Here is a 12,808-nt window from a genome sequence, read left to right on the forward strand (position 1 = left end):
ATCGGAGTGAAGGAACACCTTAATTTGTTTTTGGAGATTTATTCCTTTTAGACTGAAATAGACCAAGTCTATACTTGCAAATATCAATCAAAAACACCGGAGTTGAAAGAAAATACCTTCGCCACATCCGTTTAGGCTCCAAGATAAGCCTCCCTAGCCATTCCAATCGCATATTTATCATCCAGAGAGGAGGCCTGTGAGTTGTTCCGGCATAAAAATCAAACACGGCTCCAATTGAGCAAATAACATTCGCCTTTATTTTTTGATGGTGTTCATGCACCCATTTTTCTTGCTTTGGTGCTGTCATTCCGACAAATAGTACATCGGGCATAAAAGAATTCACTTTATGGCACATTAACTCGCTATCTTCGTCTGAAAATTTTGGTTTAAACGGAGGTGAAAAAACGCCAACGCGGACATTTGGGAACTCTAACTTTATCCGGTTTTGAATTTTAAGTAACGTTTGATCCGATGCTCCCAAAAAATAGCAAGATCCCGAATTACTTTCTAAGCGTTGCATCAGGTGATAAAACAAATCAAAGCCTGCAATTTTATGCACATCACCAGCGCCCAAAACCTTAGCACCAATAACAACACTCTCTCCATCAGGCAACAGAACGTCCGATCCCAACAACGCTTTTTTGAAATCCGGATCTCTTTTTGCCACATTGTAGGAATGACCATTTAGTGTATTTATAATTTTAGGCCCATGGATCGAAATGTCAGATAAATCATTCAGATAAACCTGATAGCCTAAAACTGAAGCATACTTCGAGTTCATTTTAATAATTTTCAGGGAGGTGAAGTGTAAGCGCAAGCCTGAAGCTTGCGCCTGTGTCATATATTCTAAAAGCCTCATATCGACTACGATAGTGATCGACAGTCAATAAATTAAGAATTCAAAAGGATAATGCAGATTGCAAATTACGGGGTGTTCATTTGGAAGAAACTCCTCATGGAGTACCGATTTTAAATTTCAAGGCAACACAACGAACACCCACTCAAACGAACAAATAACAAACCGGTGAAAGATAAAGCTAACAGCGAATTTCAAATGATGAGTACAAAGATGGTTTCCGCAAATGTTCCCATTTATTCGTCAACCGTTTTTATCGGTTGCCATTCTAAAATCGTCAACCTTTAGTTTTCTGAAGACCTGAATTGCCTGAAGAATGTTGTTCTCCCAGGAATATCTCGAGATCATTTCTTCTGATTTTTGGAGAAACCGCCTTTTAAACTCATGATCTACTAACGAACTTTGAATCGCTTTGCCAATCTTTTGAGGTTGCTCCGGATCTACGAAACAAGCGGCATCCTCAAGCACCTCCCTCAGAACGGGGATATCTGAAACCAAAGATGGAACACCCAACGACATAGCCTCCAGAGGGGGAAAACCAAATCCTTCGATCAAAGGCAAAAACAGAAATAATCTGGCATTCGCGTACAACTCCTGCAATTTTGAGTCGTCTACATATCCGAAACACTCAATCCCTTGCTCCTGATATTTCGAATCTAACTCCTCGTTGCGTATTCCACACAACTTTAGAGGCAAAGGCTTTTCAACCGATTCCCTGTATCTCAAATATCCTTCTAAAAGATTCACTTTGTTTTTATGCGGTAAATTTGACGTGATCGAAAAAATATAATCAGATTTCGATTTTCGAGACTCTGACAGTTGAAGATCTACACCGTTGTAAATCACCTTAATATCCTGATCGGAACCACAGTATTTCTCGATCATTTTTTTAGAGAATTCTGAGATTGTGATAATTGTATTCGCGATCTTAACCGAGTGGCTTAACGTCAGTGGAATAAAGAAACTCTCAAACCAACCGAAATATTTTGGAAATTCTGATCGATAATAAAACGGTATCGCGTCATGCATTGTCAGGACGATAAATGGCTTTTTTTCCCTTTTAAAAAAACCTGGCGCAAACCCTTTGGGCGAATAATAAATGTCACAATCGGTTTTCTTTGCCTGTTTTAATGCATAAAAACCGCGCCAGTACAAACGCTTGAACCGATTCGGATATTCCTTGCCAATAACAAGTAACTCAACATTGGATAGGCCTTCTGCGATATAAGCATTTTGCTCGGAACATGCCAAAACGATCTCCACTGTTCCATCCGACGACAGTTCCCGAAGAAAGGCAACGGCAAAGTTATAAATACCAATGCTGTGCCCTTTCTGTTGCGCTATTTCATAAAAGTCATAGAATATCCTCATCTTTCTCCTCTTTCTATTGCGGCAACAGTTGCGTTACTGTTTCCTTTAATACTTACTATCCCACCATCCACGATACTCTTCTTTATTCATTTAACGATCCAACGGGAGCCTTCTGCGGCATCAATTTCGCTGCTATTTTCCGGAAAAAACGGGTCACAACGTTTAATATCTTACCATAAACAAGAACACAAAAACTATATCGTTCATAATTTCTGTCTGGAAGAACCACAGACGGTTCTCTCCGAATCTCGTAATCAGAAACCGATTTACACTTTTGCAGCCATGTGATTCCTGAATAATGAACCCCATCATACCCCACGTTTTCAACCAGATTTTTGGATGGCACAATTCCTAATCCTCCATTCGCGGCTATCGTTAAGCAAAACTGATAATCCCAGATGTGTGATTGGAAATTGCCGCGTTTATAAAGCGCGTTGTAGTGCCAGTTATAAAACAAAGCTGAAGGCTTAAAAAAGAGTAGATTTTTATAGCCACCTTGTTTATAAAACCCTGGCCATTCACTCATCGTAATGTCAAATTTACTCCAGGCTCTCCTCCATGTCGCCCATCCCCATGTATGGGGGAAAAAACTAAATATATAGTCGCTATTTTTAAAAAACCGCTTACCCTGATAGATCGATCTACCTGAAATCATCCAAACACGCTGATTGTCTTCATACTTATCCAACAAACGATGGCAGTAGTCAAAAAATGGTAACTGAGGGATACAATCATCTTCTAGTATGATTCCTTTTTCTTCAGAAGAAAATAACCAACTTATTGCAGTCGAAGGTCCCAGTCCGCAACCTAAATTTTGCTCCTGAAAAAGAGTCTTAACATCACACTCCCAATCAATTGCACTCAAAACCGACTCTCTTGTTTTTAAAACGACCTGACTTTCACCCTCCACATCTTTTCGTGCTCCATCACATGCGATGTACAATCGAGATGGTCGATACTTTCGAATGGCTGCCAAGACATTTAAGGCAAGTTCCGGTCGGTTAAAAACGATTAATAAGACTGCCGTTTTTGTTTCCATAACTAATGAGCGAAGCATCAATGCAAGCAATCGGAATACAATACCCTAAGCCGGTCAACCAATCGGTTGAAGAAAGAGTGCATATATTTGCTTTCATTTATGATCTTTTTGTTTGCCACTAAAACCGAGTCAAACTGAAAGTCTGTTTGGTCCACTTCTTCCAGTTCTACGACATGTCTTTGCACCAACTTTTTCGTATGTGTAGCATCTCCACTTGTTCCAATATTCACAATCTTATTTCGACTCGGCCGGACACTATACAAATCGTTTCGGAACTGATGGTAGGTCCACCGAATCGCCCATGAATCGAGGTACCCATTCATCTGTTTCCATAACATAAGGGGTAAATCAGAGCCTCCTCGCATAAATCGCCATTGTTCGACCAGGTTCCATTTGAAGCGTGAATAGTCCTTCACTTCCCAATCGATAGCCTCCCACCGGTCTTGCCAGGTTGCCCATCCCCAAGAAGCTGAACGATAACTCAAATAATAGTCTTTTTGATAGTTAGGGAGAGACTTCAACTGCATCGTAAATCCGGAGATGCTGAAGACTTTCTTTGAATCTTCATAAAAATCAAGCGCCTCATTCATAAAATTGAGAAAGTTCGGAGCCGAAATTAAATCATCCTCTACCACAATTACTTTGTGGTACTCCTTCAGAACTTTCGTTACTCCTCCGATTATTGAGTTCGCCAACCCTTGATTTACTTCTGACTCTATGATTTTTATGGTTTTGAAACCGCTAACTTGTTTCAAATAATTTCTGACCTCGGCTACTTTCTCAATATCCTCAACTCGCTTCGGCCCATCAGAAAAAATGATCAGCATGCTATCTTGAGCAAGAAAATTTTTGGATAAAGCTTCAACCGTTTCCTTCGTTTCGCCTAAGCGGTTATACGTAAATAAACATACAGGAGCATACATAATCTTCATTTTCGGGGCATGTCAATAAATTATTTCGGGGACTATGGTACGGAACTATATTTCACTCGTTTACTACAACAAAGCATAATTCGGGGCAAGCCAAAACCAGTTTACTCTCCTCGCGCGAAAGTCAATCGGAGAACCGGTCTGGGAGGCTTAAAGCTATCTTAATGTTTTAAATGGGGTTTGCATTCTTTATTAAACGCATAACAACACTAATTTCTTCAGTGGGAAACCGGCAGGTATAAAAATATGATTGATGGAAAACTTATTGACAGAAATGAGTGCCTTGAAAAAATTTACGGCTTCGCCGCCTCCCTCACAGCAGGCAGAACTTTGAATCGTATGTTGAATTGATCTACAACAAATATCTGGACTTCATTTGAAATAATCAAGTACTTTAATGGTTATTTAGAATAAATTAAAATAATCAGGGCACCCCGCAAAACGCAACCAGCTAGTATACAAAATGATAGATATATGTTAATAATTTCACACCCAGACTCAACTTTAAGCCCATTTAACAGCATATTAACGTTGAAAAACTAATTCACCCCTAAATAGCAACGTTTGAACACTTAAATCCGTCTGTTTTTGCTTATTCTTATTTGCTATCTTTGGATCATACAGCCCCAGTATTCAAATAACCTAAATGAAGACAAATTTCCTCTGCTCCATATTTTCTTTCTTACTAATAACGTCTATTTCTATAAACTCGTCCGGACAGAAAAACCATGAAGTCCGAAAAATCAGCATTGAAGGAGCACACGCAATTCCGACAGAAACACTGCTGAATGCGATGACGCTGCATTCCACCAGTTTTTGGGAAAAAACATTCTCAAAAAAGGAAGCATCAATATACCACAGTCAACTAATTGAACCGGAAATTGACCGACTTAAACGATTTTATCAGCGTGAAGGATTTCTGGATGTAGAGATCAATGTAACGACAACTGCAATTAACAATTCGAAAGAAAAGTTAGACCTGACATTCAAGATTCAGGAGGGAGCCCCCTTTTTGATTGACTCGGTATTAATCAATACCACAACTGAAGGCATGAAAGCAATGTCCGATTCAGTCTTCAAGTCGATCTACAAATCGTTTTTATTGAAACCATCAACCCGTTTTAGGGACGACGCACTTGCAAGCGATCTAAATTTGCTGAAAACTGCGTTTAGAAATATCGGATACGAATATGCACAAACTGATTACCGCCTAAAAATCGACACGGCAAGCCGACAGGTTCAAATTGACTATCATCTAGAGATTGGCCCCAAATGTTATTTCGGAGAAACAACACTTGAAGGCAATAAACATATAGCTGAGAAGTTTTTGCTAAAACAACTGACGTATAAAAAAGGCGACGTTTATAGTCCTGCGAAACTGGATGACACCCGCAAAAGCATGTACAAACTTCAACTGTTCTCAGTCCTCTCGTTACAACCGCAAACGAGAAACGAAAAAAAAACATCCATTCCTGTTCGGCTGTATATTGATGAGGCACCACGATTTACCTCAAAATATGGATTGGGCTACGGAACCGAAGATAAATTTAGAGCCTTTATGGAACTAAACTATAAAGGACTGTGGGGTGGAGCCAGCCGGACAAAACTCGAGGTAAAACACTCCGAACTAACCCCCTATCAGTTTAGCTTGAGCTGGATCCAGCCTCATTTTCTAAACCAAAATCTTTCAGTAGCTGTAAACCCTTTTATTGGTCGGTTCAATGAGCCTGGATATGACATCAGAGACCTCGGGTTTAACGTAAAATTTTCAACTCAGCGTTCTGACAATTTCGCACTAAACCTGAATTACTATTTCGAAAACGTAAAAAACTTCGAAGCCAGTCAAGACTCAGCAAGCTACCAACAAGCTGATGTCCCCTACAGCAAATCGGGGATTCTATTCAGCGTTTTATTCGACAATTCACAACCACGTTTTTCACCAAACAGAGGTTTCAATATTCTGCTTGCCTATAAACTAAATGGTTATTTATTTGGTGGCGACTATAGTTATTCGCGTATTTGGACCGACCTGAGACAGTACCAAAAACTAGGTAAACTTGTTTTTGCTTCGCGACTGATGATCGGAGGGAATCTGTCTGATGATCAGGATAAATTTATCCCGGTAGAAGATCGTTTCTATGCCGGCGGCAGCAATTCAGTTCGCGGCTGGCAACGTTCAGAACTTGGCCCACTAAGAGACAACGACACGCCACTTGGTGGGAATAGTGTTCTGCAAGGGTCGGCTGAGCTACGAATACCACTATTCCGGCAACTCAGCATGGTGAGCTTTTTCGATTTTGGAAATGTATGGGTTGATGAGTTTAAATACCAACTGAATGAGCTGGCATACGCTGGTGGTGGTGGCATTCGGTTTGACACACCAATTGGCCCGATTCGCTTCGACGTTGGAGTTCCTCTTTGGAATGAAAAACGAAGCGCCCAGTTTTTCATCAGCGTTGGGCAAGCTTTTTAACAATTGATCGACGAATGAGAAAATACTTAATCATAGCATTTCGCAGCTTGTTCTGGCTTATAGCCGGACTGATTGGACTATTCGTGTTATTGACGATCGTAATTCAAACACCTCCGGCCAAACGACAAATTGTACAAATAGCCGAGATGCAAGCCGAAAAATTCATTGACGGGGAATTGACCATTGGAAAATTGGAGGGGAATTTTTGGAATCAGATCCGCTTATCCCAGATAAGTTTGGTGCAGAACACTGATACGATTGCCTCGATCGGGGAACTTAACTTAGAGTATCAACTTTGGCCCCTTCTAAAGCGCAAGCTTGTCGTTCGTGCCATCGAACTAAAAAAGCCCCGGTTGCAACTCATTCAAATTAACGATTCAACGTGGAATTTTGAACGCTTACTAATTGAACAATCGGAATCAGATTCGACTCAAATTGAATCATCGCCTTTGACTTTGATGATCGACCTGCAGAAATTTGAGATCGACAACGGACTAATCACAATTAATGCTTCGGACAGTCTGATCCCCGAACAGGTGAAAAACCTGAACATTCAGCTGCAAGCAACCTACAGCGATGAAATTCAAGACTTAAGACTGAATCATATCTCCTTCCAAACCACAAATCCCGATCTACAACTCCAGCAGCTTCACTTCAACCTGAAACGTGAAAAAGGAAGTATAAGCTTAACTAATTTTGCATTAAAAACCGGTAAAAACGAAATAGATGTTCGTGCTACTTATGCAGAATCTTCGCCCGATCAATCGTCAATAAGGCTGGAAACGAAGCCGCTAAACACCTCGGAATTTGCCTTTGTTCTTCCGGAGTTAAAAATTAAAGTTTCACCTCAAATAAATTGGGAATCCAGTTTGCATAATGACAGTCTTGTTTCCAAAATTCAACTAATTGCGGCAGAACAGGAAATCAGGCTGAACATTCGGGCCAACCATTTTACCCGCTGGTTGTACAATCCCGACTCTACCGAGTTAACCTATGCTCTACAAGCCGAACTAAAGCAGGTAAAAATGAATGAGTGGACAGGATTAGAAGACTTAAATTATTATTTATCCGGAAGTGTCCACCTCAACGGAGCCGGAACCGATCCAAAGAAACTGCTGGCGAATTTAAAAGCTGAATTTCGGAACTCAAACTTTGCAGGCTACGCTGTAAATCGAATCACTGCAAACGCGAATTATCAAGCCGGAAGCCTTCAATCCAATATCCGTCTGAATGCATCATTCGGACAAATTGTTGCCGACGCGACGTTGAAGGAATTATTCAATACGCCAAGGTATCAATTACGGGTTTCCACCTCCGAATTAAATCTGGCTCCAATACTCAACAATAGCGAATATACAAGCAACATCAACCTAACTGCTGCGGGTTCAGGAACCGGTTTCGATCTGAAAAAAATTCGGTCCAGTGCGCAAATTAGAGTTCAACCGTCGACTTTGATGGGCATTCCGATCGACAGCGCCATGGCCGATCTAACCGTTGCATCCGGAGTTATTGGGATTGATCGCTTTGAAATACATGATGAATCACTTGGGGTTTACGCCAACGGACACTACGCGCTTTCGTCCGCGACAAAATTCCAACTCACCGCCGACATTCGTTCGCTCGACTCCTTCAAGAAATTCCTGCCGGAAGCGACCATCCAAACAGAAGGAAAACTAACGGCTCAGATTGACGGAACGCCTGATTCATTAAACATCAACTCAAATTTGGTACTAGCGGCAAGCCAATACGATGAATTCAGGGTTGACTCTGCCCGCCTTTCGACTACTGGTATCCTTCTGAAAGACGGATTTACGTTTGACAACCAACTAAAGGCGAAAGGTTTCCACAGCAGTTTTTTAATTCTAGACAGCATTCAGTTTGACAGTCGAGTTCACCCGGATTCGCTCACAATGCTGGCCACAATTCAAAATCGTGAAATCTACAGTCGGCTGGAGAGCAAGCTAAACTGGAAAAATCAGTTCGTTGTTCGAATGCATGAGTGGCTGATAAATGTAAAAGATCAGGAATGGAAACTTGCAAACCCGGCTAGTTTATTGATCGACTCATTGGGATACCAAATCAACAATTTCAGTTTAACGTCTGGCGGAAACCAGGCTGTAAAACTAAACGGAGTCTTCAGTCAGACAGGCGCGGAGGATCTCAAGCTTCAGGTTGAACAGCTCAATCTAGCCGAGTTGCTCAAGACTTTGGAAATGGATCACGGAATCAGTGGGTTCCTGAATCTTGACGTAGATTTAGATGGCTCAGCTAGCAAGCCTGTAATTGCAAGTACGTTTAAAGTAGACAGTGCCGCGTTTGGCGACTACAGATTTAAAAAGGCCGATGGGCAAATCGCTTATTCCGGCAACCAGCTTGATCTGGCAACTGCATTTGAACTGGAAAAAGGGGGACGCTTAACCGGCAATGCAGAAATCCCCGCGACTATCGCGCTGGATTCGATGAAGGTTGAAGTCAATCCGGATACTCCGGTGAACGGAACAATCCAAATTTTCAATCTTCCACTCGCTCTTGTTCGTCCATTTCTCCCTGCTGACGAAATTAGAGGATTGATTAATGGTGAAGTAAACCTGAAAGGCAGCATTAATTCACCTCAGCCAAGTGGTTCAATCCAGCTGACAGATGGACACATTGCCATTCCCGATTTTGGAATCGAATACAAGGATATGTTGCTTAAAACCAGCTTCAGTCGCGATATTATCAGCCTCGACACACTTGGCATTCGCTCAAGCGATGGTTTTCTGTCGGGTGGCGGAAAAGTATTTTTCGATTCCGGAATCCATACAGGAAAAATCAAAGAGTCAACCATCAAATTCAAAATTAACTCCTTCAACCCAATCGACCATAAGCAAATTAACATGCAGGTTTCGGGCGATGCCAGCTTGAACGGCAATCAGGAAAATCTTGTTTTCGGCGGAAACCTTACCATTCCCCAATCGGAAATTTACTTGCCTGCCTTACTGAATTTATTTGGTAAAGTATATACTCCGGAAATTCCACCATCGATATTAGTGGAAGAGTTGCATCAACAAACAAACGAAGTGGATTCGCTTTGGGGACAGGAAAATAGTTTACATTTTTCGGATAGCGTCAGCGTTGATTATTTCAAAAATCTAAGCGGAAAAATCAAAATCAATATCCCTAAAAATACATGGATTAAAGATCCCAACCTCCGCATTGAGCTTTCGGGCGATTTGGAAATCATGAAAAACAACGCCTTCGTGGAGATTTTCGGATCAATCAATGTGGTGCGGGGTCAATACGAATTATTTGGCCGAACATTTATCGTGCAAGAAGGTGTAATCAGTTTTGAGGGCGGAGAGGAAATTAATCCGACACTAAACCTGACCGCGGAATATACCATTAAAAGTCGCGATAGTGAGTCGCAAGTTCTTCAGGCTATGGTTGAAGGCGAAGCCATGAATCCTACAGTCAGTTTCACATTGGACGACGAAAGTATTACCGAAGGCGATGCGCTTTCGTACATTGTTTTTGGTCGCGGAATAAGCGAACTTAATAGTTCTGACCAAGCGCAAATGTCGGATGCAACAGGAGAATCAATGGCAAAATCGGCCGCCGCATCGCTCCTCGCGTCACAGCTTACCAAACTTTTAGGGAAAAAGCTAAATGTCGACTATATCCAGGTGAAAAGCCAGGACAATCTGGACAACACGAGTCTTGAAGTTGGCAAATACCTGACGAACGACTTGTTTTTAAGCTATGAGCAGCAATTTGGAGCAACCACCGACTATGATTTATCGCGCTACGAAGTAAAACTGGAATATGAAATTTTTCGCTTTTTATTTTTGCAGTTAAACAATTCAACCAACGACAGCGGATTCGACATTATTATCAAAATTCAATCAGACTAAACTATCGAAATCGTTAAACAAAGTTAAATACAACAGATTTTCGCGCTCGTTTTATGTCTTTTTTTGACTTCCGTTTCTAAATGGCCTACATTGCAACGAATAATGCCATTTTTTTTGATGCAACCAAAACCTTCTACAGACAAAGATTTTTTAACACAAGCGTTAGATAACGCTATGGTGGGGTTCTGGCACATCCAAATCAATGAAAAAAAAATATACGCGAACGAAACCTGCGCGAGCATATTAGGCTACAAGCCCGAAGAAATTTATCCGGTTACGACCGATAGCATTTTGGAGAGCTGCCATCAACACGATCGTTTTTTCATCGAACAATTTATCCTTCAAACACCTTCGTCTGCCAATGCCCTCAGCTTCTCACGTCCTTGCCAGCTCAGACACAAAAACAGACAATGGATTGACGTACACCTAAATGGCCGTATAAGCGAGTTCGACGAAAACGGAAATCCGGTGCAGATTACCGGAACGTTGTTTGATATTTCCGGGCTAGATAAATCGAAGCAAAGTTTGGATTATCGCTATCGGATTGAAAAATTGGTATCCGGTATTTCACGCGATTTTGTAGAAACGAAGTTTGAGAAGCTGGACGAAACGATTTACAATACGCTGAAAAAAATCGGGCTATTTTGCGAGATCGACCGAAGCTATTTATTCTTATTTCACTGGGACAGTCAGCGGATCGACAATACGCACGAATGGTGTGCTCCGGGAATTCAGCCCGAAAAAGATCACCTTCAAAATCTCCCCTGTTCCCTGTTTCCCTGGTGGATGAAACAGCTTTATGGGAAAAAGTGTATTTACTTCAACGATATCGGCCGTATGCCTTCGGAAGCGATCGTGGAAAAGGAGACTCTTGAAGCGCAAAATATTAAGTCGATCGTTGTTGTTCCCGTTCAGAATAAAGAAAAATTAATCGGCTTTATGGGATTCGACTCGGTGATCGAAAAAAAAGTTTGGCATCGATCCGACATTGAATTACTGGAAACCGTGGGAAATACAATCGGACATGCTTTAGTTGCGAAACACAACAACGATTTGCTGATACGCGAAAAAGAAAAAGCAGAAGAAAGCAATCGGCTAAAATCAGCTTTTCTGGCAACAATGAACCACGAGCTGCGCACACCGCTTCATCACATACTGGGTTTCAGCGAACTGATTAAAAACAGAGACGTTAGCGATGATCAAACTGAATTATATGCCTCGAAAATTTACGACAGCGGCCGCAACTTGCTACAAATTGTCGAAGATATTTTAGCTTTGGCGATCGGCAATCAGTCCGATGTGAAAGTTAGAATGGAACCTGTTCTCGGCATTAATCTTTATTTGCAGCAAACTGCTCATATGAAAGAAATTTTAGCGGCAGCAAACCGCGAAAAGGATATTCAATTGAAATTCGTTCCGAAAGAAGACTTTTTGGCAGGCCTATTCCTTGCCGACAAGAATAAGATCAACCAAATTCTGATCAATCTCTTTAAAAACGCTGTCAAATTCACGCCTCAGGGAATTATTGAGTACGGAATTTCAATTGAAAAAAACCAATTAACATTATACATGAAGGACGAAGGTGTCGGAATTTCGGAAGAGCAGCGAGATGCAATATTCGATTTTTTCCGTCAGGGAGACGATTCAATGACACGTCGGTTCAATGGAGTCGGAATCGGATTGTCGCTCTGCCGCAACTTGGTTCATATTTTAAATGGCGAAATAAACCTCCGATCAGAAAAAGGAAAAGGTACTACATTCGAAGTTAAAGTCCCCATTGAGTCCATCTCAGATTCATCGTCAAATGAAGAACTTGCCTACTTCCCCATTCCCGACTATTCAAAGTATCGGTTTTTGATCGTCGATGATGACCACAACAGCTCCTTTCTTCTAAAAAATATGCTTGCTGCCACCAGAGCCCGCGTTCTAACAACCGGAAGCGATGTAGATGCATTAACATACATGGGTGAAGCTTGTTTTCTCGATGTAATTCTGATAAACATTAACGCAAATTTGGATACCAGTCTGGCCTTAATTCGTGAGATGAACAGGCGTTGCAACAGATGTTCAATTATTGGTCTGACTTCTCATTCACTATTGTCGGCAAAAGATGAAGCGATAAATGCAGGTTGTTTCAATGTAATCAGTCGTCCGATCGAACCCCAGCTCTTGTATGAAGCTATTAACAGAGCGCTAACTAAAAAGAACAAAGCTTGTGAATAAGAAATCCGTCAAGGTTTCTTTCGCTAC

The 12,808-nt window shown here is 41.3% G+C and carries 7 protein-coding genes; 3 read left to right on the forward strand and 4 right to left on the reverse strand.

What is annotated here, in order from left to right:
* Positions 1-19: 19 nt before the first annotated feature.
* From ABZD21_RS01045 to ABZD21_RS01060, 4 genes are all read right to left on the reverse strand, one after another.
* Entirely contained in the window at positions 20-667 is a 648-nt protein-coding gene (locus ABZD21_RS01045) for a WecB/TagA/CpsF family glycosyltransferase (RefSeq protein ID WP_372772189.1), read from the reverse strand.
* A gap of 432 nt (positions 668-1,099) precedes the next feature.
* Positions 1,100-2,227, reverse strand: a complete 1,128-nt coding sequence (locus tag ABZD21_RS01050) for a glycosyltransferase family 4 protein (protein ID WP_372772190.1) — start codon at positions 2,225-2,227, stop codon at positions 1,100-1,102.
* Between the two features lie 82 nt (positions 2,228-2,309).
* Entirely contained in the window at positions 2,310-3,296 is a 987-nt protein-coding gene (locus ABZD21_RS01055; RefSeq protein ID WP_372772192.1) for a hypothetical protein, read from the reverse strand.
* A complete protein-coding gene (locus ABZD21_RS01060; protein ID WP_372772194.1) occupies positions 3,284-4,189 on the reverse strand; it encodes a sugar transferase in 906 nt (301 codons plus the stop codon). The genes ABZD21_RS01055 and ABZD21_RS01060 overlap by 13 nt, the downstream gene beginning before the upstream one ends.
* Positions 4,190-4,841: 652 nt before the next feature.
* Between ABZD21_RS01060 and ABZD21_RS01065 the strand changes: the two genes are divergently transcribed.
* The 3 genes from ABZD21_RS01065 (at position 4,842) to ABZD21_RS01075 (ending at position 12,781) form a co-directional block, all read left to right on the forward strand.
* A complete protein-coding gene (locus tag ABZD21_RS01065) occupies positions 4,842-6,668 on the forward strand; it encodes an outer membrane protein assembly factor (protein WP_372772195.1) in 1,827 nt (608 codons plus the stop codon).
* A gap of 14 nt (positions 6,669-6,682) precedes the next feature.
* Positions 6,683-10,558: a translocation/assembly module TamB domain-containing protein gene (locus ABZD21_RS01070; RefSeq protein ID WP_372772197.1), complete on the forward strand. Its 3,876-nt coding sequence runs from the start codon at positions 6,683-6,685 to the stop codon at positions 10,556-10,558.
* 117 nt (positions 10,559-10,675) lie between these two features.
* Entirely contained in the window at positions 10,676-12,781 is a 2,106-nt protein-coding gene (locus tag ABZD21_RS01075; protein ID WP_372772199.1) for an ATP-binding protein, read from the forward strand.
* The last annotated feature ends 27 nt before the right edge of the window (positions 12,782-12,808 follow it).

Source organism: Mangrovibacterium sp., assembly GCF_041596335.1.
Lineage (GTDB): Bacteria > Bacteroidota > Bacteroidia > Bacteroidales > Prolixibacteraceae > Mangrovibacterium.

Excerpts from the sequence above, each read along its gene's own strand:
- ABZD21_RS01050 (WP_372772190.1), bottom strand. The coding sequence starts at position 2,227 with ATGAGGATATTCTATGACTTTTATGAAATAGCGCAACAGAAAGGGCAC.
- ABZD21_RS01060 (WP_372772194.1), bottom strand. The coding sequence starts at position 4,189 with ATGTATGCTCCTGTATGTTTATTTACGTATAACCGCTTAGGCGAAACG.
- ABZD21_RS01065 (WP_372772195.1), top strand. The coding sequence starts at position 4,842 with ATGAAGACAAATTTCCTCTGCTCCATATTTTCTTTCTTACTAATAACG.
- ABZD21_RS01070 (WP_372772197.1), top strand. The coding sequence starts at position 6,683 with ATGAGAAAATACTTAATCATAGCATTTCGCAGCTTGTTCTGGCTTATA.
- ABZD21_RS01075 (WP_372772199.1), top strand. The coding sequence starts at position 10,676 with ATGCAACCAAAACCTTCTACAGACAAAGATTTTTTAACACAAGCGTTA.